Below are 26,724 nucleotides of genomic sequence, written 5' to 3'. Positions count from 1 at the left end.
AACAACTCCCCTCGATATGTACGGTGTAACCTTTACCATTTATACGTCCATGAGGAAGCTTAGTTGCAAAGTGCTTCACTCTTTTTTGAAGATGATCTTCCTTTTGAAAAACAAATACATCCATTTCGAATGAATCTTCATCCCTTGGGTGTCATTTTACAGCCAGGTCGTCTTTTCTTCCGCTGCTACCCGACTGGTTTCAGGAGTATCTGCCTCGGGATAGCCAATGAATAGCGTGCCCACGACCTTTTTATTTTCAGGCGATCCGAGGAATTGCAGCAAGCGCTCGTCGCGAACCAAGCCGACTCCTCTCGTGCGCCAAACCATGCCCAGTCCCAGTTCCTTTGCTGCCAGCCACATGGAGTGAATCGCGCAGCAAACCGCGTATTCATTATCCTCTGAGGATGCTTCATCCCCTGGGATCACATCAGCGGTGGCAACAATGACGAGCGGTGTTTTTTCCAGGACGGCCAAGGAATCCTGTACGAGATTCGGCTTGGTCGGAAAACGCTCCAGCAAAAACTCCTTCGCGATTTCCTCGAACCGCAGCTTCGCTTCTCCTCTGATCACATAAAAATGCCACGGTTGACGCAAGCGGTCGTTCGGAGCTAACACTGCGCAATCTAGCAACGCTTGGATTTTTTCGGTTTCTACTTCTTTTGGAATATAGTTACGCACGGCTCTTCTGTTTTTGAGTGCCTCTAGTACGGACATATTGGTTCCTCCTCGGATGTACCATTTTCTTACTGATCCCACTCATTATATAAGAGGTTGTCATGATCGTATAGGTATCCATCACCGAGAATGAATCGCCAAATGTGCTTGGTGTTCGTCTTCTTTCGCCACGTAGATGTCATACTGCTTATGATCTTGTTCTTGGGGCAACATCGCCATGTCTCCTCCTAAATGACGAACTGCATGAGAATGAATGCGTGTGCGAAAACGAATGCCATGAGCACTTAGCTTGTTTACCACGCGTATGTATGCTTCATGACCAAACGCAGTGTGGATCAAGCACTTGTACTTGGAAAAAAGGGTGAGAAAAAAGTCCATCATCCGCCCCACTCGCCTTCTTTTTGTAGTATATTCCAATTATTGCGGAAAAGAGGGGGGCTTTCTAGCATGAATCGAAGGAAAGTGTTCACGGGTTCACCTTGGGAACCTGTCGTGGGCTATTGCCGCGCAATTCGAGTCGGCGACCGTATTGAAGTGGCTGGCACTACGGCCATGAAGGACGGGGAAGTCGTTGGTGTGGACGATGCCTATGAACAAACGCGGTTCATCCTGGAGACGATTGAAAAAGCATTGCGAGAATTAGATGCTGATTTGTCTCATGTGGTCAGAACACGGATGTTTGTGACGGATATCAGCAAGTGGGAAGAGATCGGAAAAGCACATGGAGAGTTTTTCCGCGAGATTCAGCCTGTCGCTACAATGGTTGAGGTCAAGGCATTGATTGACCCGCGTCTGCTCGTTGAAATTGAAGTAGAAGCCATTGTTTAGCATGCTGATTAGTTGGAAGCGGACCGACGACTTTTCCTGTCGATCCGCTTTTTGCTTTTTCTACGATTGTGCAAGCTCCTCAGGGATATCAAGCCCTGCCTTCTCTGCTTCTTCGAGGTGATGTTTCGCCAGAAGCTCGTCCACATATTGAGCTTCATTCCGGTAAATTCTTGCCAGCTCGATATGTGCATGCGGGTAATCTCTTTCCAAAGCAGCATGAAAATAAGTGATGGCGGCGTCGATATTTTTGGCTGTACCATACCCATTACTGTAGAAAATCCCCAAATTATAGGCACTGAAATCGCTGCCTGCTTCGTAATCCTGCTGATAATAATGCAGCGCCTTTTCGTAATTCCCTTTTGAATCATGCAAATAGCCAAGCCAATCAAAAACCGGAGAGCCTAATACCTCTCCCTGTTCATAATGCCAGAGGGCTTTGTCCAAATCTTGTGGCACCAGCTCCCCCTCATAATAGGTGGCGCCAAGATTGTTGTGAGCTAGAGCATGACCGTATTCTGCCGCCTTGCCCATCCAGTAAATAGCCTGATCGGCATCAGGCTCCGTGCCTATCCCGTGTCGATAGCAACAGCCTAATCCATTCATAGCATGGTGGTTGCCTGCCGCAGCCCCTAATTCATACCAGTAAAAAGCTTTATCAGCATCCTCGAAGCCTTCCAGACTGTAATACATATGGGCAAGGTTGTTCATGGAGGGGTCATAGCCCTTTTTAGCCGCAAGCGTATCGTACAGAATGGCTTTCTCATAGTCACCTGCTTCATACGCTTCCATGCCCAGGTTGTACAACGTTTCTACCGGCGTGTACTGATCTACGCTGTCACCATCGGATTGCTCTCCTTTGGCATAGGCCAGCAGTCGCTTGCGAATCTCGGCATCAAAATAATAGCTGTAATAACGATCGCAGACTTCCTCCAGAACGAGCGTTTTATCTGCCCTCGACAGGCCGTACTCGCTTACTAAATAAACGTCGTGATCCTTGAAGGCATAAGCAAAACCCTCGACCAGTGGCTTTTTCACCACCAGATCGAATTCGAAATCACTGCATCGCTTTTCCGGCGATAAGGCAATGCTCCATAATCCATACTTCTTCAAAGCATACGCATCCTGATGCAGCCAAAAAATGTTCTCATAATCGTCTAAAGGGAATAACCACGCTGGTTGATCGGCATCTCCATGAAAAACACCTAGCTTTCCATCTTTTTTCGCCAGCACCTGATCGCCATGTCCAGACTCCGTATAAACCTGCAAATCAATCAGTTCATCGTATTCGTACGGCAACAAAAGGCTCTCCTGCTGTTTGCCATAAGCGGCGTACTTTTTCCCCTTGCGCAGAACGAGCAGATTCGGAGAATGGGTTTGCCGATTCAGCTTATCGAAGCCGGATGCGCCGACAGTGCCGTCTTTTTTGTACAAGGTGCTATGATTTGTATCCTTGTGTGGTTTGACAAGGATTAGCCCTTCATCGATCCGTTCCACCACCGCCAGAGGAAATTCCCCGACGTATTTCCAATATTCGTTAAAAATTTTCCGATTCTTCCTGCCTTTGACCGCCGTATGGTAAAAGCCGTCCCCGCACTTGAAAGCTTCTTCATGCTCAAAATCTATCGTTACAGAACCAGCTTCGTCTAGTACGCCCCACTTTCCGTCTTTCTTTGCCGTATAAAATCCTTGGTAATCGAGCGGTTCCAATTCTTCATAGTGGGTCGGGAAAATCGTTTTCCCTTCCAGATTGATCAGACCATATCGATCGTTTCGTTTGACAATGGCACCAGCAGAGCCGTATTCAAAATCGTAGGCATCCTCCCACTCCAATGGAATGACGATTCTCCCGGATTTATGTACATAGCCGTATTTGCCATCTCGGGCAACCACGGCGAGATCTTCGGAAGCGAATTCGTAAAAGGCATCGAACTGAGGGGCGAGCATTACGTTTCCCTCTGCGTCTTTGAGACCAAGCAAGCCAGCTTCCTCAAAAATCTCCACGTCAGGTTGTTCTTCATAAGGCCGCCAGATGTGTCCCCAGCCGTATTGGTAGTCCTCATAATTGAGCAGCTCGGCAAAAGAACGGAAGCCCGGGTTCACATCCAACAATTCGGAGTAGTTCAGCAGTGAGATGTCATCGTTGTCCATTGCCTTTGTCATGATCTCGTTGTTATGGGCAATAATGGCGCGCAAGGTTTCCGCCTGCTCGTCATGAGGGATGTCATCCATATTGAACACGTCCCAGGCATCGATGTGAAAATACGGAAGCGTTCGTTTTTCCAGATAGCTCAGAAGCTGATTTCTCGCTTCCGAAAATGCTTCTTTGTTACCGATTAAACCTTCCTGTCTCTCCAGGAAATCGTAGAATCGCTTCACGTTTTCGATGCCTGCCTGTGCGTCGTAATAGAGTCCGGAATTGTCCGGTTCGGTATGGTTGTTGTAATTATTTCCGGCGATTGAACCACCTTCTATGAAGAGCGGCTGCAAGAGTAGGGGAACCTCATAGCCCCATTCCACCATCATCGTATCGTTGTCTTGTGCTTGAGAAGGCTCACTGACGTTATATACATAGACTCTGTGTGACATGTCTTCTCTCCCTTTGATTTCCAATTGCTTCTGACAACATTGTAAGCAAATCTAGCAGGGCAAAACAATCCGACGGATGGTCTATCCAATGAAAAAGGCTGACTAGCAAAAATCATGCTGGTCAGCCCTTTCTACTTTTTAGTTACAGATCAATGAGAGGAATACTCCCACCCGCACTAACGGGCTCGATCGCCTTGCCCGCCGACCGCACCAATGTAAAGTACTCATAGCAGCCAATGACACCAAAGTCCCCATCGATCACACCCGGATAAGCGCGATTCACGGAATACTCCTGGCTTAAGTGAGCCTTCAGCGCCTCCCCTTTTTGTATCCGATAGCCCGAGATATCGACCTTGCCTGTAATCGGAACCGCTGGCTTTGGACCATGATCCGGGCAATGATCGTAGTAGTGCGGGATCGAAACATAGTACAGATCTGGATATTCTGCCTGCGTCAAGCTCGCTTCCGCTTGTACGACCGCTCGTGTCGTCGCCTCGCACGTGACGATATGATCGGGATGACCCGTTACCCCGTCCGGCGGAAACGTAACGACGACATGGGGCTTCCATTCCTCTATCGCTTCTTGAATCTTAGCCACCAGCTCATCCAAATCGGCATTTTGCAAGGAACCATCCGGGTACCGGAACAAGTCGAGACGACTGATTCCGAGCACTTCCGCCGCTGTTTTCAGCTCTAGCTCTCGATGTTTTGCCAGCTTTTCTCTGCAATCGATATCGAATGGACCGCTGCGTCCTTTGCAGCCGGAAGTAATGCACAAATAACACGTTTCATGTCCGGCGTCCTTGCACTTTGCCAAAGTTCCCCCGCAGGCAAAAGACTCATCGTCCGGATGGGGAAACACAACCATTACTTTTTTCATTTCTGGCACCTCACTTACCGCCCGATTGGCGTTCTAGATAAGCCAATCCTTTTGCTATGACACCGTAAATCGGATCGTTTTTCGCATTTTCGATGACGACCTGCGAAGCATACACTCGGACGCGCTCTACGACGATCTCTCGCACGCGATCATCGTTTTGCAAAACGCCTCCCTGCATAATCATCTGAAACGGCTTGGCTTTCATTTGCAACGTATCAATGACCGCCCGAGCAGCATCGAAAAGCTCCTCGCCTGCGACCTGTAAGATAGCTACTGCCACCTTATCTCCGGCAAGTGCAGCCTGGCTGACCAACGGCGATAGCTCTCCTACCTTCTCTACGGAATAATGCTCACTGTACGTCCAGTTAAATAATTCATCTACGCGTCCGAGTCCAACGTGTGGAAGGAGCAGCTCCTTCAGTACGGTCGGCTCGCCGCGGCCATCCGCTGCTTTTAAGACCGCCATAATCGCTTGCTTGCCGATCCAGTAGCCGCTGCCCTCGTCACCGACCCGATGCCCCCAGCCTCCTGCTCGCGCTGTTTCCTGTTCATCGTTTACACCAAAGGCAATCGAGCCTGTGCCTGCGATGACCAGAATGCCGGGTTTGCCTCCGGTCGCACCGAGCAATGCCGCAAACCCGTCGTTTTCCACAATCAGGTGCTGGACGCGAATGCCGAGCTGGTGCAGCACCTTGCTCACCATCCGCGAGATTACCTGTCGATCATACTCTGTGTCGAGGCCAGCGATCCCGAACACCGCGCACTCGATTTCCCATTCGATTGGTTCATCTGGTGTCGGTGTGCTGCTCATAAAGGGGGCAACTGTTTGACGAGCAATCGCATCGTCCAGAGCTTGGTTGATCGCTGCAACCAACTCACGAGCTGCCGCTTCCTCCCCGATCCCTTGATAATTGCATGAACCGGAGCGTCCTGCACCGATTTCATTTCTGGAGCGGTCCACCAGTACCGCCAGACACTTGGTGCCCCCTCCGTCCACTGCCAGAAGAGGTATTCGCACCACTGCCATTACCCCACACTCCATTCAGCTGTCAAATGATCAAGCCCTTTCATCACATTCGCAATCGCCTGTTTTTTCTGTGCCAGCCATTCTGTTTCCTGCTGGAGAACAGCTTGGCGAGCGGCGATCATGCGCTTCATTTCCTCTGGATTTGGTCCACCAGGAAGGTTGCGGATCATTACAAAATGAACCGGGTCAAGCGCCAGTCTGAGCTCTTCTGCTGTGAGCGACAGCTCCCGCCCGATTACTTCCACGGCTGCACGGTTTACCAGCTCCAAGCTGATTTGGTTTGCAGCGAGTTGCTCACTCATCGCTTCTTTTACCACACGACTCACGATGTGATGAGATTTGCGGAATGAAAGCTGATCCGTGCGCACCAATGTATCCGCTAGCTCAGTGACGGTCGCAAAGCTACCCTTTGCCCGCTCCAATAGGACGTCCTTGTTCACTTCCATCGTCCCCACAACGCTCGCCATCAAGCGATACATCTGCTCGAGCACGCCCATGCTCCGCCATGCGTATGGCTGCATGTCATCCTCGGTATCCACGATATCGCCAAAAGGCGTATTGTGCATCATCGTAAGCACTGTCGTCGCATTGCCTGCTGCGCTGGACAACAGAGAGCGCATATGTTCAAAGGAAACCGGATTGCGCTTTTGCGGCATGATGGAGCTGATCTGCACATATGGACTCGCGACTTTTAACCCCGCGAATTCCTGTGTGCACCAGAGCAGCATATCTTGAACCGTACGCCCCAAATTAATGGCTGCCAATTGTACGGCTGTCGCTACCTCCCCTAAATAATCCGCGCCGCAGACTGCATCATAGGAATTTTCCACCAACTCATCAAATCCGAGCAATTCGCACATCCGCTCCCGGCTGATCGCAAAGCCAGAAGTCGTCAAGGCTGCTGCCCCCATTGGTGAGCGATTGACTGTGTGATAGGCTTGGATCAGTCGCTTGATATCGCGGCTGAGCATGTCAGTAGCCGCCATGATATAATGCGCCATTGTCGTCGGCTGTGCCTGCTGTGTATGTGTGTAGCCAATCATAATCGTATCCACATGCTCATTTGCAAAGAGGAGCAAATGCTCTTTCAGATAGAGGGCGGAAGCCAAGGTCACTAACAATTTTTCACGCAGCACCATGCGGTAAATGGTAATCCCCATGTCGTTGCGACTGCGAGCCAGATGCAGATTTCCTGCCACATCAGGAGCCAGTTCCAGCAAACGGCTCTCTACCTGAAAGAACAAATCTTCAAACTGCCCGGTGTAATGCGATTGGCGCAGCTCTTCCATTTCGATCCCACACAGTGCACCAGCAATTCTTTTGGCCTCATCGTCTGTGAGCAATTCCTGTTCACGAAGCATGATCAAATGCGCCTTGTTGATCGCCATCATCGGATGCAGAAGATGGTGCTTCGCTTCATTGAACGCAGGCTCCAAAACAGCCTCCACGTATGTCTTGCCAGGGAAACTGGCTCCCTCCTGTTGAAAAATTCGCTCTCTATAATTCATCTTACTTGCATCTCCTTCCCTATCCATTCGTAAGCTGCTTCTATTTTTGCGTCTGATCTTATTTTAGGAGGGAGGCGACCGCCGAACGATCGCCTTCCCTTCTACTATGATTACTGCTGTGGGCTGATCATGTTGACAAACAATCGGATCGCCCCCGGTACGAGTGACGGAATTTCGCGATACCACACGAGCGAGCTATAGGTATACGTTCCTTTTCCATACTTGGCAGTGAGGTACGTACCCGTAAATTCCTTCTCGCCTTCGTCTCCATTAGAGATGAGCTCTGTGTATTCCTTGCCCCACTCGGATGGATTGTAAGCGGAACGATCCTGAATCCAGTTGTCCCAATCTTTTTCCGTGATTTTATTTGGCGAATGGAACAAAGCATGATCAGGCTCCAATACTGTCACTTTGGAGTTCTCATCTGTGACACGCCATTGAATCAGCGGAGCTCCGATTTTGATCGGATAAGGAGCGAGCTCTGGCTTCCATTTATCCTCTGGCTTGTGGTATTGCACGACCAGATTCCCACCGTTTTCCACGTATTTGAGCAAGCGGGCATTCGAAGGAATCAACTCCGGTCGGAAACCATAAGCGCGAATACCCAGCACGATCGTATCGTATTGATTCAGATCGCCAGTCTCGATGTCCTTTGCCGACAGATTGGTCACATCGACTCCCAATTGGGACAAATACTGATCGATATTGTCAAAGCCACTGGATACGTAACCGACCTTCAAGCCTTCCGGCACCTTCAGGTCAAATGCCTGGATGGCAAGAGTCGCTGGTTGGACGAAATAAGTCGTGCCGATATGCGGGTAACGGATGACTTGGGCTCCGTGTCGACTCTCTGTACCACTGCCAGACGCTACTGCTGTCACCGTATACTTATCCGGTTGGACCGAAGCGTCTGCTTTGACCGTAAAGGCAACGGACTTCGTTTCTCCCTTGGCCTCAAAGGCGAGCGGTGCTGCTTGTGGCTCCACGCTCCAGCCTTTTGGCACATGTAGAGAGATGGTTGTTTTCGCTGCACCTGGATTGTAATTTTTCACCGTAACCTTGACCGGGATTGGCTCCTCTGGCTTCTGCGTATTCAAAACCGTCGCATTTGGACTCAGCACCATAGAAAAAGATGGAAGAACTGCAATGGCATCTGCTGGTGTCACATGGCTATTCGCCGTCGAGCCTGCAAAGCTGTAGCTGACATCTGCCGTAATGGCTGGCACGGCGTACGGTTGGAATAGCGCAGCATTTGACGGAACCGTGACATCAAATGTCGTTTTTACCGTCTGATTGTAGCCGAGCGATGAGAAGCTGGTGGTCGATTGCGGCTTGGCTTGCCAGCCTTTTGGTACATTCAGTGCGAGATTGATCTTCCCGACTTTTGCTTGGCCGCCGTTGTAAGCCGTGACCGTTACTTTTGTCGTTTGGCCTGCTACTAGCTCCATTGTCTCAGGCTTTACCTTGGTCACGAGCGAGAGCGCTTCGGCACTAGCTTTGTTTAGCTGGGATTTTTTCACGGTCAAACGATGGCGCAAGTCTGTTTTCGTGTCAGTTGGCAGCAAGGACGCTTCGACTACTGCCGTCGCTTTTTCCACATCCGCCAGCATCTCATGCGCTTCCTTGGCTACTGAGGCAAAGCTTGGGTACGCAGTAATGACCTCTTCGGCATCCTTTTGCAACTTTTTTAGTTCACCCGCCACTTTTTCCCCACCAGACTGGCTGGCAACTTCCTTGGCTAAATCGTCAAATGAATAGGCAATTCCCGCAAAAAAGTCTGCTTCTTTGTCTTTTGTCTCTACGATGGCTTGATCGAGCTTGTAATAATTAAAGCTTGGCCCTTCGTCATAGTGACGTCCCATGCCCTGGCTCTTGTGCATAAAACGGGATTCTTCGCCGAGTTGGACGTAAGAGGCACCATAAATTTCGTCATAGTCGCCAACTGGCACCTTGACCGAGTAATCTTGTTCCTTTGCAGGCAGGTACAGCTTCTTCACCTGCCAAGGAGCCAAGCCTTCCTTTGCATGCTGCGGAAAAACGTTTGGATCTGCGGCATCCTTGAATGCCCGTACCGTAATGACATTAATCGCGCGATGATGACCGTGAGTCGAAGGTTCGTTCAAAAATGCGGGAATCACGATATCGGGTCTCAGTGTTCGGATACGGCGGATGAGCTTTTCGTATGCGACATCCTCGCCCCATTTTTGCAGCGTTTCATCCGGGCTTTTGGAAAAGCCGAAGTCAAAAATAGGGTCATCGATTTTTTCACTGAGGTTCTCCAGATGGATGTTCGTGATTTTGGAAGCTTCCTGCAATTCGCGGGTACGAATGATCCCCAGCGCATTACCTAGCTCGCTGCCTATCTCGTTCTGTCCTCCCTCGCCACGGTTCGCAATGACACTCGATGTGTCCACCCCTTTGCCAAGCGACAAATACGCGAGCATCGAACTGTGCTCATCGTCCGGATGTGCTCCGGTGTTCATCGCACTGGCAATCGTGGTGAGCGGCTTGATGGCTTTCCACAGGTCGACACCCCCGCGGTCTGCATGGGCGGTCTCGGGTGCTACCGGCATAATCAGACTCGTGGCCAGCACCGCTGAAGTCGTAATCGTGTACAGCTTGGCAAGTTTCCCCTTACTCAATGAACGTTCCTCCATTCCATTTTCAGATTGATGTCTATATCAATCATGGCGGTCTATACGTTTGCAGTTCATTGATGTAGCCATGGATCGACCCACGGTTGGCCCGGAGTGGATGGGACATTACTGCTTCTGACTGATCATGTTGACGAACAAACGAAAAGCGCCAGGGACTAGCTGTGGAATCTCGCGAAACCAGGCAAGCGAGCTGTACGTATACGTCCCTTTTCCATAGTGCGCCGTGAGGAAAATACCACGGAACTCCGGTTCTCCCGGATCACTTGTCGCAATCAGCTCGGTATACTCGCTCCCCCAGCGAGAAGGATTGTAGATGGAGCGCTCCTGCACCCATCCATCCCAGTCTGCTTGGGTAATCACGTTTGGCTCCTGGAATATCGGATGGTCAGGGGCCAGCATACGGACGTCTGATTGCTCATTGGTCACCCGCCAATCGATCAGCGATTCGCCGATAAAAATAGGGTAAGGTGCCAAGTGCGGCTTCCATTTGTCCTCCGGCTTATGATATTGAACGACGAGATTTCCGCCGTTTTCTACATAGTGCAAAAGACGCTGGTTGCTCTCGATTAATTCGCGGCGGAATCCGTATGCGCGGATACCGAGAACAATCGTGTCGTAGCGGGACAAATCGCCCGATTGTATTTCGTTTGCGTCGAGATTGAGGCAATTCACCCCGACTGCACGCAAGTATTTATCCATATTGTCAAAGCCGCTGGATACGTAACCGATCCGTTGATTTTTCGGAATGGCCAGGTCAAAGGCTTGAACAGTCAACGTAGCGGGCCGGATGAAATACGTGCGGCCGACATGCGGATATTCAATGACCTGCACATCCTGCGCGATCTCAGTCACACCGTCTGTCCCCGCTACCGTGGCGCTGATCTGATATTTGCCATTCGTCACCTGCGGTGTGGTATGAACAGTAAAAGCGATCGTTTTCGTCTCGCTGCGGAAAGAAAATGGAACATCCACAAAGGCTGGCTCCGCTGCCCAGCCTGCCGGGACAACGAGAGCGACCTTGGCTGTAGAGCTTCCCGGACGGTACTGTTTCAGTGTTACCTTAACCGGGATCGTCTCATCCGTATGCAGCGTGTTTCTCACCACATCTGACGGGGTCAGCGTCACGGCATACGGCGGAAGCACAGCAACACGGCTTTCCGGCTCCACACGAATCGTACTGGCTGTCTCGAAGGCGAAATAGAGCACCTCGACATCGAGCACGGGCGGCTTGTATGGATGGAACAGCTCCGTCTGTGCAGGAATCGATACCTCAAATACGGTGCACACCGTCTGATTGTAAGCAAGTCGAGGAAAAGCAGTTGGCGTGAGCGGTTTCGCCGTCCATCCAGCGGGTACACGCATACGCAGCTTCACATGCTCTACCTCCAGCGAGCCGCCGTTGTAAGCCGTTACGGTAACGGTTGTCGTCTGACCTGCCACCCACTCGCCCGTCTCCGGCTTGATTTTCACGACCAAAGACAGAGCCTCCGCACTGGCACGGTTTAGCTGCGCTTCCTTGAGTCCTAGCCGATACATCAAATCAATCTTTGTTTCTTCATCGAGTGGAGCCTTGGGTACTTCTTGTTGTGCAGACGCCAGCAAAGCCTTCATGCAGTGAACCCTTTGTGCCACCTCAGCAAAACGCGGGTAGGCATTCAATACATCTGTAGCCGCATCGTGCATACGATGAAATACTTCCGCAAGCTCTTGCCCGCCTTTTGCAGCGATGCTCTGCGCCAGATCAGCAAAACTGACGGGCAGTCCGGAAAAAAAGTCGCGCTCTTTTTCCGGTGCCGGAAAAACAGAGGCATCCAAGCGGTAATAATTGTAGGTCGGGCCTTCGTCGTAATGAACACCCATGCCCTGTGTCTTATGCATAAACCTCGATCGCTCACCAAGCTGCACATAGGATGAGCCGTAGATTTGGTCGTATTCCCCCACGGGTACAGCGACGTGATAATCATCGTTGTCCATGATAGGCAAATACAGCTTTTTCATTTGCCACGGCAAAAGTCCAGCCTGCCTATGCGCAGGAAAGATCTGTGGATCGGCTGCTTCGTGGAAAGCTCGCTGTGTCAGTAACGTAATCGCCCGGTGATGTCCGTGTGTCGTCGGTTCATTTTCAAAGCAAGCGATAACGACATCGGGGCGTAGCTCCCTGATTTTCCGAATCAATCGCTCATACACGACCTCTTCGCCCCATTTGCGGAAGGTTTCTTCGGCACATTTGGAGAACCCGAAATCATGGATAGGATCATCCAGCTCTTCACTCAGGATGCCAAGCGTCACATTGCTGAGAGATGAGGCTTCTTCCAGCTCGCGCGTCCGGATAATCCCCAGCGCGGTACCTTGCTCGCAGCCGATTTCGTTTTGGCCGCCTTCCCCTCTCGTCGCGATCACACTCGTGGTATAAACGCCTCTCCCCAGCGCCAAATAAGCAAGCATGGCACTGTGCTCATCGTCTGGATGGGCACCTGTATTCATAGCACTAGCAATGGTAGCGAGCGGCTTAATCACTTTCCATAGATCGAGCAGTCCGTGTTCCCCCTGCATGGTGCGAACAGATGCGGGAATAGGTGGGCAGGGCAGTTTGGTCGGCTGTACGATCGGTGATTTCTTGTCCATCGATTCACTGACATCCACGTGAAGCTCCCCCTTTTTGACGAAGGCATCCAGCTTTACACGGCAGTTCCCGCTTTATCTCCGGTCAGTTTTCTGGAGATGAACAACACGATGATGATGACCACGATTTGCAAGACACCATAGGCGCAAGCGGTGCCGAATTCATTACTGTACATGCGTTGGAATACCGCGACAGACAATGGCGTTGTCTTCGGTGTGAAGATCAGAATCGAAGCTACGAACTCCCCGATACACTGAACGAATGCTAACAGCGTACCCGCGAGAATTCCACCCCACGCCATCGGGAACACGACACGTCTAAAGCTGTACCACCAAGAAGCACCGAGATTTCGCGCAGCTTCCTCGACGGATGGGTCCATCTGCATCAAGGTCGCATTAGTAGAGCGAAACACAAGTGGTAGATGTCGGACAAAATACGCCAACGGGATAATCCAGAATGATCCGATCAAAACCTGACCAAAGCTGAATGCATTCGGCTCACTGAACGCTGCAATCAGGTTGATCGCCACAACTGTCCCTGGCAATGCCCATGGCAGCATGATCAGCACATCAAGAAGCGTTTTCCCGCGAAACTTGAGGCGAACCATGGCATAAGCCGCAGCTACACCGAAAATGACGATCCCGATTACCGCGATAGCAGACAACTGCAAGCTGTTGAGAATCGGACGCCATGTCTTGCTATCCGTGAACAAATCCATGTAATGCGACAAGGTATATTCCGGCGGTAATATTTGCACCGTCCAGGTACCATCCACCGAGAAGGAGATGAGTACCAATACGAGAATTGGCAGCATCAGAATGATTGTACCGATAAAAGACAGCACAATCGTTGTGTAGCGTCCCGCTTTGCTCTTGATCTCAGTACGGTGCACACTGACCCCTTTGCTCAAGTTCTGGTAGTTACGCGCGCCTTGGTACCAACGCATGATCAAAAGAAAAGCCACGGAAACAATCGAAAGAATCGTAGACTGTGTCGCAGCCATGTCCAAATCTCCATTGGTGCGAGACAGATAGATTTGCATCGTCATCGTCCGGTCAATTCCGAAAATGAGCGGTGCCGTATAAGAAGCCATCGAAATCATGAAAACCAACAAAGAAGACGCGACCATGGCTGGCGTAAGCATCGGCAATATAATGCGCCGCCAAACGGTAAAGCGATTCGCTCCAAGACTGGCTGCCGCCTCTTCCAAGGACGGATCGAGTCCCTTGATTGCTGCTGTAGCCGTCATGAAGAAATAAGTGTACATCGTAAATGTATGAACGACGACCACACCCCACATTCCTTTTAATGAGAAAGGAACCTGGGCAAGCCCGAACAGCTCTTTGATCGCCCGTGGGACGATTCCGCTCTCTCCGTACAAAAAGGTAAACGAGAGAACACCAATGAGTGGAGGCAACGCCATCGGAACCAAAGCCAGCACTGAAAGAATTTTTCGTCCGGGAAACTCATAGCGCTCTAATAAAAACGCCATCGTGACGCCGACAATTCCGCACGTAATGACACTCAGAACCGATATGTAGATACTGTTCCACAACGCTTCCAGGTTGGCGGTATGCTCCAGGCTGAAGAAGCGAATGTAGTTTTTCCACGTAATTTCTTCATCGATTTTGATACTCGCAACGAACGTTTCGAACAATGGATAAACGACATAAGCCAACAATATTAAAAAGAGTGGCGAAATCAGCACATAGACGAAGGCGGGTGAAGCGGTGATGGACTTTCGTCTGGCTGCTGTCGGCGCTTGCTGCAACTCTGCTCTCAAAAGCTTCTTCCCCCTTATCCGGCAAAATAAATGCTCTCTTTCGGTATATGTAGGCCGATGGCATCGCCGCGCTGTTTAATCGGTCGTCCCAGGTTGATCGACATGCTGCGCAGGCTCTCCGTTCCTACTTCCGTGACGTAATTGACACACGCCCCTGTAAATTCAGACATGACAACAGAGCCTGTCACTACATTTTGTCCCTCGTTGCCTGTACTCTCCAGAACCGATTCAGGACGAATGGACAACGTCACTTTCTCCCCAACTGACAGCTGAGCACGTGGAGAAGCATTCTCCTTCAATCCGCTGAGCATTTGTCCAGACGCCGTGCGAACCAGCACTTCATCGCCGTCAAACCCGGTAACTGTCCCTTCCCACAGATTCGTCTCGCCGATAAAAGAAGCGACAAAACGGTTTACAGGACGATGGTAAATCTCATGCGGTGTTCCGATCTGCTGCACTTCTCCGCTCTGCATGACCATAATCCGGTCTGACATCGACATCGCTTCCGCCTGGTCGTGCGTGACGTAAATCGTCGTAATCCCCAGCTCCAGCTGGAGTCTCTTGATCTCAAAACGCGTCTCTTCGCGAAGCTTCGCATCCAGATTGGACAGCGGCTCATCCAACAGCAGAATCTGCGGCTCGATGACCAGCGCCCGTGCCAGTGCTACCCGTTGCTGTTGTCCCCCGGAAAGCTGATCAATGCGGCGTCCGCCATAGCCTTCCAAGCGAACCAGCTTCATGATCCGTTCTACGCGCTCTTTTGCATCGGTTTTGTTCACTTTCCGAACCTGCAAGCCAAACGCGATATTTTCAAAAACAGTCATGTGTGGGAACAACGCGTAGTTTTGGAATACCATCCCGGTATTGCGCTTATGGGGAGGAAGAGATGTAACCTCCTGTGATCCAAAGCGGATATGGCCTTCCGTTGGATAATAAAAGCCGGCAATCATGCGCAGGGTAGTCGTTTTGCCGCAGCCACTCGGACCGAGAAAAGTAAAAAACTCTCCTGATTCGATATGAATGTGAACATCTTCGACCCCTTTTGCTTGGCCAAACCTTTTGTAAACGTGATCAAGTGTTACGCTGCTCATCGGGTTGTGTTTCCTCCTTCATCGCAAGTCATTTCAAGCTGACGGCCATTTTCAAACAACTTCTATAAGTGACTAGACGGAAAGGACAACGCCTTCCCGCCTAGCTGCTTGGAACAAATCTCCCTTACTTCTTGCCTTTGCCCTTGATGTTTTCATCCCAATGCTGCATCCAGTCTTTTTCCTTTGCAGCCATGACAGCCCAATCGAGTTCCATTGGCTTCAGCTCGAGATTTTTCATGAAGTCTGGCAACTGGTCCTTGCTGATGTCTGTACGAGATGGGAACTGGAAGCGTTCCTTCGCCAATTGGGCAGCTATTTCAGGACTCATCAGGAATTCCATGAACTTTTTCGCACCATCCAGGTTTTTCGCGCCTTTTACCAGAGCCACGCCGTCTACGAGAATCGGTGCCCCGCTCTTCGGATAAATGAAGTCATACGGATGGTTGTTCTTTTTGCTTTGGATCAGAACGTCCTGGAGGTTCCACAAGGAGATGACGCCCTCTTGGCGATCCAGCTTCAGATACAGATTTGTCGGGTCTTGCGTGTACTCTTTTGTATTGGCATCGAGCTTAGTCAGCCATTCATAACCTTTTTCAGGAGTATCCGCCCCTTGACGGAAGATCATTGCAGAATAAATGGTACGCATTGTGCCGGACTGCAGTACGTTTCGGATCACGATCTTGTCTTTGAATTTCGGATCGATCAATTCGTCCCAATCTTGCGGCGCTTCTTCTGGCTTCATCACCTGCGAGTTGTACATGATGACCTCTGGCAAAAGCATTTCGCCGTACCAGCGATCTTGCGAATCTTTGTACAAATCTGGAACCTTGTCTGCAAAAGTCGGCTTGTAAGGCTCAAGCAGATCTTCATTAGCCGCTGTTGCTAGAGCGGATTGGGTACCACCCCACCAGAAGTCAGCCTGCGGGTTCGCCTTCTCTGCACGAACGCGCTCCAAAATTTGTTGCGCACCCATTTCGAGTGTATCCACTTCAATGTTCGGGTACTTTTCTTTAAATTTTGGCAACACGATTTCAAAAATATTTTTGTCTCGTCCGGTGTAAATCACCAGTTTTTGTGGGTCACCCGATGAATCAGCAGGTTGAGCAGCCGCGCCAGATTGGCCGCCAGCGCTGTTGTCGGCAGGCTTTGCTTCCTGTCCTCCACTGCCGCACGCAGCCACAGTCAGGGCCAAGGAGCTGACAAATACACCCTTCATCCATGTTTTCAGCTTGCTAGTTGTCTTCTTCAAAACGAACTCCCCCTCTTGTTCTTCTCACTCTTTCTCAAGCAGTCGTGTAAAAGGAAACGCTTCCAAAACACTGTGGACAGCACCAATTAAACCAGCTCGCTCCCCCAGACTCGCTTTTTCGAGACTAGGCACCTCGGGCACCCATTCTCTCAGCCATTCGTGAATTTGCTTCACCCCTTCACCATCGACGTGGACCATCTCCCCGCTCAGGATCAATATTTCCGGGTTCAAAATACTGATGATGTTCGCCATACCGTACGCCCAATGTCGATACACATCCGCAAGAAGCTCCTTTGCTTCTGCATTATGTTTGGCGTGCCGGATCAGCTCTTCTATGACACTCGACCCTTCCTGAAGGTCAGAGAGAAATCCCTTAGCCTGCTCTTGGATGCCTGGGATCGAATAATGCGTCTCAAACACACCTGACGCGCCATTCGAGCGATTATGTACCGGGCCGATCATCATGAAGCCGATTTCTCCTGCTGCCTCACGACTCCCCCGATAAAACTGTCCATCCAAAATGATCCCGGCCCCAATCCCCGTCCCTACGTACATGTAGACAACGTTGGTATGGCCGACCCCTGCTCCACGGACGTACTCGCCCAGTGTCATCATATTCACGTCATTGTCGATAATGACGGGCAGTCCGAGTCGCGCTTCGATGGTCTGCTGAATCGGTGAACCCATCCACCCCGTGCTGGGTGAAAAGCTGACGGTTCCACTGCCACGCTGTGTGACCCCTTGCAAGCCGACGCCCATTCCGAGCAGGCGCTCTCGCGGGATGCCGCTTTCACGCAACAAGCGATCCAGTCCAGCCGCCAAATCTTCGATGACGGTTTCGCCATTTGCTGGTTGTGCCAGCCGTTTGCGATAGCGAGCCAAGAACTCACCTTTCATATCTGCAATGGCCATATCCAAGGTAGAGCCTTCAAAAATCGCACCGGCTATGGCGTACGCCTGGTAGTTGTACTCCAACAAAATCGGCTTGCGGCCTCCTTTGGAATCACCCATTCCTACTTCTTGCAGGAGTCCTTCCTGGATCATTTCATCTACGAGGGCGGAAACACATGGACGGCTGAGCTGTGTCTGTTTGGAAATATCCGCGCGGGAAATCTGCCCGTGCAAGACGACCTGCTGCAATACTTCTTCTTTATTCAGTTTTTTCACGAGTTTGCTGTTACCTGTTTTTTTAGGAGCTTGCACGCTTAGTCGATCACCGCCACACAGTTAGTTAACATTACTAACAAAGATAACCAAATTATAGACATGGCGACTACCAATAGTCAAACAATTTACATTTGTCTTTCAGATATTTTTTGGGTTTTTTAGTATGCGTATTCCTTGTTAAATATTACTAAAAATGATCTTCACGCTGTTGTGGTGGGGAGGAAACAGGAGAAAACGCTCAGATTCTTGTCCCACCCGCTGAGGGATTCACTGCCCGCCTCCATGCAAAAAGCGAAACCGCGTCCAAAGTGGTCCTTTCAAGATGTGTTTCAGAGGTGGACGCTTAAGAATCGTGTTTCGCTTTTTGCATTCCGTCTCGGTCGGTGTACCAAAGATCTTCGCTGTTTTCTCCTGTTTCCTCTACGAGCTTTTCGTGTTACTCGGGTTTTAAAAGCCTTAAAAGAACGAAGAACGTGTTCAGTTACGACAGAGAAGAATATTTCCAGACGTAGCGACTTGTGGAGTCCTACCGAGCGGAGAAGGGATTCGCGGGCAAAAGAAACGCAACCGTGCCCATGCGACGTAGCGGCTACCACTTTTGCGTTTCCCCGCGAATCCCTTCGGAGCGGACAGTCTCAACCCTCAGCGGGACGGAGCCTGGAGCCTAGACTGGAAATATTCTTCTCCCCACCGTAGCTGCACATTTAGAGACCTTGAGTTGTTTCTGTAGTGCTGGGGAGGAAACAGGAGAAAACACTCAGATTCTTGTCCCACCCGCTGAGGGATTCACTGCCCGACTCCATGCAAAAAGCGAAACCGCGTCCAAAGTGGTCCATTCAGGATGTGTTTCAGAGGTGGACGCTTAAGAGCGTGTTTCGCTTTTTGCATGGAGTCTCGGTCGGTGTACCAAAGATCTTCGCTATTTTCTCCTGTTTCCTCTACGAGCATTTCGTGTTTACCGATCTTTTAACGACGTAAAAGATTGAAGAATGCGAGAAGTTACGCCAGAGAAGAATATTTCCAGACGTAGCGACTTGTGGAGTCCTACCGAGCGGAGAAGGGATTCGCGGGCAAAAGAGACGCAACCGTGCCCATGCGACGTAGCGGCTACCACTTTTGCGTTTCCCCGCGAATCCCTTCGGAGCGGGCAGACTCAGCCCCCAGCAGGACGGAGCCTGGAGCCTAGACTGGAAATATTCTTCTCCCCACCGTAGCTGCATATTTAGAGACCTTGAGTTGTTGCTGTAGTGTTGGCGAGGAAACAGGAGAAAACGCTCAGATTCTTGTCCCACCCGCTGAGGGATTCACTGCCCGACTCCATGCAAAAAGCGAAACCGCGTCCAAAGTGGTCCATTCAGGATGTGTTTCAGAGGTGGACGCTTAAGAGCTTGTTTCGCTTTTTGCATGGAGTCTCGGTCGGTGTACCAAAGATCTTCGCTTATTTCTCCTGTTTCCTCTACGAACATTTCGTGTTTACCGATCTTTTCACGACGTAAAAGATTGAAGAATGCGAGAAGTTACGCCAGAGAAGAATATTTCCAGACGTAGCGACTTGTGGAGTCCTACCGAGCGGAGAAGGGATTCGCGGGCAAAAGAAACGCAACCGTGCCTATGCGACGTAGCGGCTACCACTTTTGCGTTTCCCCGCGAATCCCTTCGGAGCGGGCAGTCCATACTTCCCTGAGGGACGGAGCACTGAGCCTAGACTGGAAATATTCTTCTCCCCACCGCAGCCACTGTCTTTCAGATTTACCATGATTACCCTTTTGCGTTGTGAAAATAAAAAAGCACATCACCCTCGACAAGGGAAATGTGCTTGGAATACTACTCTTCTTTTCCTGATAACCAGACGTCCTTTATTAGTCTATGTATCCAGCGACTCCTTTTTTAATCAAGTATTCCATCTCTACATCCAGGATCTTCTCGACGGTGATCTCATCCAGCTTCACATCTGACTTACCCATGACGTAATCTACGAGATCATCAAAATCAACGTCGACATCACCTTTTGCATCTGTCTTCGCACTGTTCATGTACGCTTGCTCATGCTTGAGTACGATCCTGATTTTTTCCGGGTCTACTTTTGTTTTCGTAGCTACATGCGAAACGAGTTCGGTTTCGTTTACTTGCTTACTCATTTGTTGTCATCTCCTATTTCTCTTACCTTCTGTCATTTTACACTATCATTGCCGTTCCATACAGAAACGAAATGGGAAAGGGGGCTGTCCAAAATGAAAGAAATCAAAATTATATCACGCAAACAACCCTCACTCTAGAGGAGCAAGAAGAAAATATTGTTTCCAAGAGACAATTTGCCCCTATATTCAAACGTATAAACGTCAGACTCAGCCCCTTGTCATGACTACTCTTCTCTTACGGATAACCAGATGTCTTTGACCAGTTCCATGAAGGTCTGGATTGCAGGTTCTTCTATTCGGCGCCCCAGACAGACCAGCGATGTTTCTGCTTTCTTGGAAAGCGGTACAGTTCCATTAGTTCTCCTGTTCGAAGCTCTTTTTCCACGAGAACCTTACTGAGCAGGGCTATGCCTGCTTGATTCAGGACTGACCGTTTGATCGTTTCTTCGCTGCTACATTTAATGACAGAGGGTGGGATATAGTTTAACTCCAACAGGCATTGGGTAATAAATTCATCAAGATTGCACCCCTCCTGATAAGACAAAAAAGGAAAGGTCACGAGTGCGTCTGCCAGTGTTTTGTCCTGCATCAAATCAGGAGAAGCAATCAAGGTGAATTGTTCTAAGTCCACGATACTGGAATGAATACCTGGTTGCGAGGTGGTGCCCGCAATGATCCCGATATCCGCCTCGTGGGCTTGGATTTTTTTCAAAGTCTCCTGACTGGTGCATGAAATCACCTGCAGATTGACCTGTGGATGTGTCCCTACATATGCTTTCAGAATTTGGGGCATGTATTGGATGCAATAAAACTCCGGGGCCGCCACAACCAGCGGTCCTACAGGCATGTCTAAGTGATTAAGTCCCTCCACCATGTGCTGGAGAACGTAGAAAAGCTGATCCGTATGTTGTTTCACTATTTTTCCGGCCGGTGTCAAAAACGTGCGCTTGCCTACCCGATTGAGCAAAGGATGTCCCAGCTCCCGCTCCAATGCTTAAATCTGGAGTGTAATTGTAGGCTGGCTGTATCCGAGTTGCTCTGCAGCCTTCGTCAAATTCAAATGCTCGGCAACGACCTGAAATGTCTTCAGATTGCGTAACTCCATGATTGATTATCCACTCCCTCACCGAACGACACCCATTCTTCGTGTAAGTGCGTGTTCAAAAAGTCGCTTTTTGAACAACCTCTGTTAGAAAAAGTGTAGCCGAGAGTGGCTCTATGTTCAACCGATACCCTATACGTGCTTCCCTATAACTTCTGTCAGCTTGTGAGCATCTACATTACTGCCGCTCACGATCGTCAGCACCTTTAGTTGTTTATTTGATAAAGGACTATACTTGATTAAAGCGGGCTTAATTTTGATCATCTATTTCAAAGCTCACCTCCTTACTTTTGTAAAAATGATAGTATTTTGTAAAAATATAATATATTCTATAATCATAATTAATTTACAAATTTTAACATAAATCGTTTAGGGAGGACTAAAATGAAGCTTCTAACAAATAGGATTAGCATGCTATTTTTATTAGTAGCACTCACCGTTTTCGGGGTAATAACTCCTTTGTCGGCATTTACAAAATCTACTACCACGGAAGCAGAATTAACTGAATTAGCATCTTCTATTGAACCGCTTGGCACTGGCCCAGACTCCTACGCAGTTTTAACAATTTATTCAGATCCATCTGATGATGGTACAGGAAGTTCTGGTTCTACAGGTGTTCATTCATTTTTAACGATTGAAAATACTGGTACAAAAGACATTACAGTTGGTAATCTTACAAACATCGCTCCAGGAAGAACCGTCTCCATCGGAACTTGGGGAAATAAAGATGAACATGAGGGTGTATGGTACAACTTAGAATCATATTATATTTACAAGTATGATGCTTACAAGCCAAGGGTGTCTTTGAGCATGGAAATCACTAAGTCCGAGCTTAATACTATTAACGAGGTAATATTAAAAAATAATGAATGGGGTCTTACAAATAATTGCGCAAGTTTCTCAAGTCGCATTTGGAATAAAGTTGCCCCAAAATCAAAAAAAGTATCCGATGGCTCTCCTGATAACCCAGCGTCATTAGGCGAATCGATTGCTTCAAAGAAAGGATATCAAGAAGGTAAGCCAGTTCCATATGACTATAAGGTATATTATGAGCATCCTAAAAAAGGTCCTCAAAGAAGCACAGAGTTTTAAAACCAAACACTATACTCTTACACTTAACTAAAGAGGGAAATAAATGCGAAAACGAAGATTGTATTTAAGAAAGTATTCTTTTATAACCTTCGTTTTTCCAATCACACTTAAAAGCGAGGTGGAGTTAATTTGAAAAAGAAATTAATTTGGGTATCAGCAATACTAATATTAGTGGTGTTTTGTGTGGTGTTGAGTAATAAGATCCTAAGTAATACAGTAAATCCTCAAAACATATTGGTTGATGACGTTAATGTAACGAATGATTTAATCACTTTTAAAGGAAATTTGGCAAGTAGTGGTGATCAAGTTAATGGTCATGAGGTTGTTTATCAAAATGAAACACTCTATATAAAAATTAAAAGTAGCTTAGTATCATTCCAAAAACGAAGTAGTAAAATTGATATATCATTAGATAATAACTATGGAAAAATAAAAGAAGTTTACTTGCAAGGGGACACGACCGCAAATAAACTTCTTATTTGGCCCAAATAGTAAGTCAATCTCGCAAGAGATGTTTACCTCCTCTTACTATACTGGAAAGTTCATTCGGACTAAGCCCCTTTGAGGCCGCAATACTATTGACCTGACAGCTACATTGGTATTGTTTCTTAACAGGGGGGTATCCTCATATCTAAAAGAGGTCATAAACCCTTCTCCCTCAAGTTAGCCACATCCCGTTTTCTGTTACGTAAAATCGCCCCAAATTTCCTGCACTTTTCCATCCAGCGCCTCCATGAAGCCGTCGTCTTCTTCCTGTTCGTCTTCGCTCTCACCAAACAAGCGACGCTGATCCATTTCGAGTTTCCGTCTGTCTTTTTCGTCTAGGATACCGATAAGCTGTCGTTGCAACTTCTGTACCTTTTCGAGAGCGCTGACGGTGTTCAATAGCTGACTTCGTTCAAAGAGTCTAGGACTTCGTCCTAAATCGATTCCTCAAACTCACCTGGCGCGAAACCAACCCTTGGCTTGCTCTACCACTTCGATGACACTGGTCATATCCAGCACATCTTCCGTTGTTTCCTGATTAATGACGCGAAATGGGAACATGTCTATCTCCCTTCCCCACTGTTTCTTTCACACTAACACAGTTTTTCGAGGCGAAGAAATTGAAAGCTCCAATGGTTACTATAAGAAAAAGCAAAGCCTCCATCCACAGATGCTGGAATGGAGGGTTAACTTATGCGCCACCGATTCTTGCCGAAATCGTCGCAGCCTGACGCTTTACTTGTTCGATGAGTAGGGGCAATCGATCTTCTGTCACCCGAAAGCACGGGGCATTGATCGAGAGCGCTCCGACAAGTTGATTTCCGTAGCCGATGATCGGAGCGGCAACTGCCATGGTGCCTTCCGTCTTCTCCTCGTAGCTGATTGCATAGCCACTTTTCTTCGCTTCACTCAGCTGCTCCAAAAATGACGGCTGCTTGTCTCGTGCAAGCTGGGCTGAAACGACTTTCGTGATCGCATCCTGCTTCAAATACGCGAGAATGATTTTACTGGGGGCGCCGATTGTGAGAGGTATCCGCTCCCCCAAATTCTCGTCTATGCGTATTTTCAGTGGACTTTCTACTTTTTCGATCGGCATCGAATCCGTCCCCGCCAATACGTTGAGGAAGATACTCTCCTCGACTTCATTCGCCAGCTCCTCCATGAAAGGTCTCGCCACAGCCCGCAGGTTCAGCTTTTCATGCAGGATAAAACCGATTTCCATCCATGTATAGCCCGGCTTGTAATGCTTGGTGACTGGGTCCTGCTCAACCAATCCGAACTGGATCATGGATTCGAGAAAACGGTGGAGCGTACTGATTGGTAGACCCGTTGCGCTCGCCAGCTCCGAAATCGGCCAAGCATGTTTTTCGTCTGAAATCAGTACCCGAATAATTTTCATCGCCCGTTCGACTGATTGAACCATCCTTCTTTATCCTCCATGACAAAAAGTTACGCTGCCACACTCGTGTTATCTTTCGTTTGTTTATTGGGGGCTTTTCCTTTGGCAAGCCTTGCTTCCAGCTTGTTTACGAAATACGAGAAGATCATGATCAGTACGAGATAGTACAATCCGACGACCATATACGTCTCTAGCTGCTTGTAGTTGGAAGCCGCTTCACCGAGACCAGTTCCCCATAAATCCTGCATCCCTACGTATGCGACCAACGACGAATCCTTCAACCCGATAATAAACTGATTGCCAAGCGATGGGATCGCCCGACGAAACGCCTGCGGCAAAATAATTCTGCGCATCGCCAACGGATACGACATGCCGAGTGATCGGGAAGCCTCCATCTGTCCACGGTCAATGGACTGGATGGCCCCTCGGAAAATTTCTGCAATATACGCGCCGTTATGAACTGCCAACGCGATGGCCCCTGCCCAAAACTGAGACAGCGTCACCAAATTTGCCAAGCCGAAGTACAGAATACAAATTTGCACGATCAAAGGCGTCCCGCGAATAACTGTAATGTAGACGTGTGCGATGTAATTCAATACTTTGTTATCAGATATTCGGAAAAAGGCAATGACAAGACCTACCACACAACCGAGCATCAGCGCAACTGCCGTCAACTGTACCGTGAGCCATGTCGCTTTTAGAAAAAGGGGATAACTGGATAGAAAAATATCAATAATCACGTTCAATCCTCCTCACATGAAGCGTTAAAAAGGGGGGCGTCCATCACGGACACCCCGATGCCCACTTACTGTTTTTGCAGGATGTTGCGGCCAAACCATTTTTGGCTGATCTTCTCATAGGTGCCGTCTTTGACGACCTCGTCCAGCGCCTTGTTGATCCGCTCCACTGCCTCCGAATCACCCAAGCGCACAGCGATTGCTTGCTCGTCAAAGCTGAGCGGTTCGCCTACGTCTATCACTTTTCCGCCGCCTTCTTTAATGAATCGCAAACCAACTACCTGGTCGGTAATCACTGCATCAAGACGTCCTGTCGGCAAGTCCAGCAAAGCAGTGATATCACTATCGTACTGAGTGATTTTGTCTTCATCCGTCAGCTTTTTCGCCCAATCCAAGTAGTTGGATGCTTTTACTACGCCGATCTTTTTCCCCTTCAGATCTTCTTTGCTCTTGATCGTGGTATTGCCCTCTTGTACGAAAATCTGCGAACCGGAACGGTAGTATGGATTGGTGAACAAAACCGCTTTTTGGCGTTCAGGTGTGACGGTCAAGCTCCCAATGACAGCGTCATATTTTTTCGCGTCCAGACCGGGGATAATCGTTTCGAATGGATTGGTGATCGGCACTGCGTTCATGCCCATTTTTTCTGCCAGCGCTTGTCCGATCTCTACATCAAAGCCAGTCAGTTGCCCATTTTCCTTGAAGCTAAACGGTTTGTACACGCCACTCATGGCGTACGTAAAATCCTTCTTTCCACCGTCTCCACCAGCTTGTCCACCTGCTGCCGGTGCATTTCCCTGTGAACCACAAGCAGAGAGCAGCAACGAGCCTACTAGGACAGTGGACAACAAGATTCCGGACCATTTTGCACGCTTTTTCATTGGTGATTCCCCCTGTATTCATCTCTATATTCACTGGATGTTAACGGATGCTGCCTAAAAACTGCTTGGTACGATCATGCTGTGGGTTTTCAAAGAATTCTCTCGGTGGTCCTTGCTCCAGAATTTGTCCATCGTGCATGAACACCGCCCGATCTGCTACTTCACGAGCGAACCCCATTTCATGTGTCACGACGATCATCGTCATTCCTTCTTTGGCGAGCTGCTTCATGACCTGTAGCACTTCACCGACGAGCTCGGGATCGAGTGCAGAGGTTGGCTCATCAAACAGCATGATCTTCGGCTTCATCGCAAGCGCCCGGGCGATGGCAACCCGCTGCTTTTGTCCACCGGAGAGCATGTCCGGGTAGACATCGGCCTTATCCTGCATATTCACTTTTTTCAGGAGCTCGTACGCTAATTGCTTGGCTTCTGCTGCATTCATTCCTTTGACGTGAACAGGCGCCTCCATCAAGTTTTCCAAAACGGTCTTGTGCGGAAATAGATTGAAGTGCTGAAAAACCATGCCGACCTCGGCGCGGAACTGATTCAGATTCGTCTTGTGTGGATCAATCTGCTGACCACCGATTCGAATCTCTCCGCCGTCATAAAATTCCAGAAAATTCAAACATCTGAGTAAAGTACTTTTGCCTGAACCACTGGCTCCAAGCAAGACGACAACTTCCTTTTCTTCCACCGTGAGCGTAACGCCCTTCAACACGGTTAACGGGCCAAAAGATTTGACAAGCTGCTTAACCTCAATCATCCTGCTATCCCCCATTTATGTCCCGGATGAATTGCGTATCAATTTTTCCGAA

General features: G+C 49.1%; 23 protein-coding genes. 3 read left to right on the top strand and 20 right to left on the bottom strand.

Features of this window, described 5'->3' with window-relative positions; all coding sequences use genetic code 11:
• Positions 1-156 precede the first annotated feature (156 nt).
• Together E8L90_RS00600 and E8L90_RS00595 are read right to left on the bottom strand one after the other, a co-directional pair.
• A complete protein-coding gene (locus E8L90_RS00600) occupies positions 157-714 on the bottom strand; it encodes a nitroreductase family protein (RefSeq protein ID WP_137027546.1) in 558 nt (185 codons plus the stop codon).
• An 81-nt stretch (positions 715-795) separates the two neighbouring features.
• A complete protein-coding gene (locus tag E8L90_RS00595; RefSeq protein ID WP_244297117.1) occupies positions 796-1,056 on the bottom strand; it encodes a hypothetical protein in 261 nt (86 codons plus the stop codon).
• 66 nt (positions 1,057-1,122) lie between these two features.
• On the opposite strand from E8L90_RS00595, the gene E8L90_RS00590 reads away from it, so the two are divergent.
• Positions 1,123-1,503, top strand: a complete 381-nt coding sequence (locus tag E8L90_RS00590) for a RidA family protein (protein ID WP_137027545.1) — start codon at positions 1,123-1,125, stop codon at positions 1,501-1,503.
• Positions 1,504-1,563: 60 nt separating this feature from the next.
• Here the strand turns inward: E8L90_RS00590 and E8L90_RS00585 are convergent, their stop codons facing one another.
• From E8L90_RS00585 to E8L90_RS30515, 13 genes are all read right to left on the bottom strand, one after another.
• On the bottom strand, positions 1,564-4,089 hold the full coding sequence (locus E8L90_RS00585; protein WP_137027544.1) for an SEL1-like repeat protein: 2,526 nt from the start codon (positions 4,087-4,089) through the stop codon (positions 1,564-1,566).
• A gap of 142 nt (positions 4,090-4,231) precedes the next feature.
• A complete protein-coding gene (locus tag E8L90_RS00580) occupies positions 4,232-4,969 on the bottom strand; it encodes a PIG-L deacetylase family protein (RefSeq protein ID WP_137027543.1) in 738 nt (245 codons plus the stop codon).
• Between the two features lie 10 nt (positions 4,970-4,979).
• Complete coding sequence (locus E8L90_RS00575; protein ID WP_137027542.1) at positions 4,980-5,996, bottom strand: N-acetylglucosamine kinase; 1,017 nt, start codon at positions 5,994-5,996, stop codon at positions 4,980-4,982.
• Positions 5,996-7,504, bottom strand: coding sequence for an argininosuccinate lyase (gene argH / locus E8L90_RS00570; RefSeq protein ID WP_137027541.1), 1,509 nt, complete (start codon positions 7,502-7,504; stop codon positions 5,996-5,998). The genes E8L90_RS00575 and argH overlap by 1 nt, the downstream gene beginning before the upstream one ends.
• A gap of 110 nt (positions 7,505-7,614) precedes the next feature.
• A complete protein-coding gene (locus tag E8L90_RS00565) occupies positions 7,615-10,146 on the bottom strand; it encodes an NEW3 domain-containing protein (RefSeq protein WP_137027540.1) in 2,532 nt (843 codons plus the stop codon).
• 120 nt (positions 10,147-10,266) lie between these two features.
• Positions 10,267-12,786 carry a PIG-L family deacetylase gene (locus tag E8L90_RS00560; protein WP_425267124.1) on the bottom strand — a complete coding sequence of 840 codons (2,520 nt, stop codon included), beginning with the start codon at positions 12,784-12,786 and terminating at the stop codon, positions 10,267-10,269.
• 53 nt (positions 12,787-12,839) lie between these two features.
• Positions 12,840-14,567, bottom strand: a complete 1,728-nt coding sequence (locus E8L90_RS00555; RefSeq protein ID WP_137027538.1) for an ABC transporter permease — start codon at positions 14,565-14,567, stop codon at positions 12,840-12,842.
• A gap of 14 nt (positions 14,568-14,581) precedes the next feature.
• A complete protein-coding gene (locus tag E8L90_RS00550; RefSeq protein WP_137027537.1) occupies positions 14,582-15,658 on the bottom strand; it encodes an ABC transporter ATP-binding protein in 1,077 nt (358 codons plus the stop codon).
• 124 nt (positions 15,659-15,782) lie between these two features.
• Entirely contained in the window at positions 15,783-16,907 is a 1,125-nt protein-coding gene (locus tag E8L90_RS00545; protein WP_137027536.1) for an extracellular solute-binding protein, read from the bottom strand.
• Between the two features lie 24 nt (positions 16,908-16,931).
• Positions 16,932-18,110 carry an ROK family protein gene (locus tag E8L90_RS00540; protein WP_137027535.1) on the bottom strand — a complete coding sequence of 393 codons (1,179 nt, stop codon included), beginning with the start codon at positions 18,108-18,110 and terminating at the stop codon, positions 16,932-16,934.
• 1,823 nt (positions 18,111-19,933) lie between these two features.
• A complete protein-coding gene (locus E8L90_RS00535; RefSeq protein WP_137027534.1) occupies positions 19,934-20,212 on the bottom strand; it encodes a hypothetical protein in 279 nt (92 codons plus the stop codon).
• Positions 20,213-20,504: 292 nt separating this feature from the next.
• Positions 20,505-21,179 (bottom strand): substrate-binding domain-containing protein, encoded by a 675-nt coding sequence (locus E8L90_RS00530; RefSeq protein ID WP_244297116.1) that lies wholly within the window; start codon positions 21,177-21,179, stop codon positions 20,505-20,507.
• Between the two features lie 27 nt (positions 21,180-21,206).
• Entirely contained in the window at positions 21,207-21,317 is a 111-nt protein-coding gene (locus E8L90_RS30515) for a LysR family transcriptional regulator (protein WP_244297115.1), read from the bottom strand.
• Between the two features lie 381 nt (positions 21,318-21,698).
• Here E8L90_RS30515 and E8L90_RS00525 point away from each other — a divergent pair, with 381 nt between their 5' ends.
• Positions 21,699-22,406, top strand: coding sequence for a hypothetical protein (locus E8L90_RS00525; protein WP_137027533.1), 708 nt, complete (start codon positions 21,699-21,701; stop codon positions 22,404-22,406).
• Between the two features lie 129 nt (positions 22,407-22,535).
• On the top strand, positions 22,536-22,898 hold the full coding sequence (locus E8L90_RS00520) for a hypothetical protein (RefSeq protein ID WP_137027532.1): 363 nt from the start codon (positions 22,536-22,538) through the stop codon (positions 22,896-22,898).
• A gap of 192 nt (positions 22,899-23,090) precedes the next feature.
• Here the strand turns inward: E8L90_RS00520 and E8L90_RS00515 are convergent, their stop codons facing one another.
• The 5 genes from E8L90_RS00515 to E8L90_RS00495 all read right to left on the bottom strand — a co-directional run bounded on the left by E8L90_RS00515 (position 23,091) and on the right by E8L90_RS00495 (position 26,672).
• A complete protein-coding gene (locus E8L90_RS00515; protein WP_162309023.1) occupies positions 23,091-23,255 on the bottom strand; it encodes a hypothetical protein in 165 nt (54 codons plus the stop codon).
• A 328-nt stretch (positions 23,256-23,583) separates the two neighbouring features.
• Positions 23,584-24,315 carry an IclR family transcriptional regulator gene (locus E8L90_RS00510; RefSeq protein WP_137027530.1) on the bottom strand — a complete coding sequence of 244 codons (732 nt, stop codon included), beginning with the start codon at positions 24,313-24,315 and terminating at the stop codon, positions 23,584-23,586.
• 26 nt (positions 24,316-24,341) lie between these two features.
• A complete protein-coding gene (locus tag E8L90_RS00505; protein ID WP_137027529.1) occupies positions 24,342-25,031 on the bottom strand; it encodes an amino acid ABC transporter permease in 690 nt (229 codons plus the stop codon).
• A gap of 65 nt (positions 25,032-25,096) precedes the next feature.
• Entirely contained in the window at positions 25,097-25,909 is an 813-nt protein-coding gene (locus tag E8L90_RS00500) for an ABC transporter substrate-binding protein (RefSeq protein WP_137027528.1), read from the bottom strand.
• A gap of 40 nt (positions 25,910-25,949) precedes the next feature.
• Positions 25,950-26,672 carry an amino acid ABC transporter ATP-binding protein gene (locus E8L90_RS00495; RefSeq protein ID WP_137033207.1) on the bottom strand — a complete coding sequence of 241 codons (723 nt, stop codon included), beginning with the start codon at positions 26,670-26,672 and terminating at the stop codon, positions 25,950-25,952.
• Positions 26,673-26,724: the final 52 nt, after the last annotated feature.

The organism is Brevibacillus antibioticus, assembly GCF_005217615.1.
Taxonomy (GTDB): Bacteria; Bacillota; Bacilli; order Brevibacillales; family Brevibacillaceae; genus Brevibacillus; species Brevibacillus antibioticus.
The sequence above is the reverse complement of the archived record's forward strand: the minus strand, read 5'-3'. Positions and strand labels throughout refer to the sequence as shown.

Excerpts from the sequence above, each read along its gene's own strand:
- E8L90_RS00600 (WP_137027546.1), bottom strand. The coding sequence starts at position 714 with ATGTCCGTACTAGAGGCACTCAAAAACAGAAGAGCCGTGCGTAACTAT.
- E8L90_RS00595 (WP_244297117.1), bottom strand. The coding sequence starts at position 1,056 with ATGATGGACTTTTTTCTCACCCTTTTTTCCAAGTACAAGTGCTTGATC.
- E8L90_RS00590 (WP_137027545.1), top strand. The coding sequence starts at position 1,123 with ATGAATCGAAGGAAAGTGTTCACGGGTTCACCTTGGGAACCTGTCGTG.
- E8L90_RS00585 (WP_137027544.1), bottom strand. The coding sequence starts at position 4,089 with ATGTCACACAGAGTCTATGTATATAACGTCAGTGAGCCTTCTCAAGCA.
- E8L90_RS00580 (WP_137027543.1), bottom strand. The coding sequence starts at position 4,969 with ATGAAAAAAGTAATGGTTGTGTTTCCCCATCCGGACGATGAGTCTTTT.
- E8L90_RS00575 (WP_137027542.1), bottom strand. The coding sequence starts at position 5,996 with ATGGCAGTGGTGCGAATACCTCTTCTGGCAGTGGACGGAGGGGGCACC.
- argH (WP_137027541.1), bottom strand. The coding sequence starts at position 7,504 with ATGAATTATAGAGAGCGAATTTTTCAACAGGAGGGAGCCAGTTTCCCT.
- E8L90_RS00560 (WP_425267124.1), bottom strand. The coding sequence starts at position 12,786 with ATGGACAAGAAATCACCGATCGTACAGCCGACCAAACTGCCCTGCCCA.
- E8L90_RS00550 (WP_137027537.1), bottom strand. The coding sequence starts at position 15,658 with ATGAGCAGCGTAACACTTGATCACGTTTACAAAAGGTTTGGCCAAGCA.
- E8L90_RS00535 (WP_137027534.1), bottom strand. The coding sequence starts at position 20,212 with ATGAGTAAGCAAGTAAACGAAACCGAACTCGTTTCGCATGTAGCTACG.
- E8L90_RS30515 (WP_244297115.1), bottom strand. The coding sequence starts at position 21,317 with ATGGAGTTACGCAATCTGAAGACATTTCAGGTCGTTGCCGAGCATTTG.
- E8L90_RS00525 (WP_137027533.1), top strand. The coding sequence starts at position 21,699 with ATGAAGCTTCTAACAAATAGGATTAGCATGCTATTTTTATTAGTAGCA.
- E8L90_RS00510 (WP_137027530.1), bottom strand. The coding sequence starts at position 24,315 with ATGGTTCAATCAGTCGAACGGGCGATGAAAATTATTCGGGTACTGATT.
- E8L90_RS00500 (WP_137027528.1), bottom strand. The coding sequence starts at position 25,909 with ATGAAAAAGCGTGCAAAATGGTCCGGAATCTTGTTGTCCACTGTCCTA.
- E8L90_RS00495 (WP_137033207.1), bottom strand. The coding sequence starts at position 26,672 with ATGATTGAGGTTAAGCAGCTTGTCAAATCTTTTGGCCCGTTAACCGTG.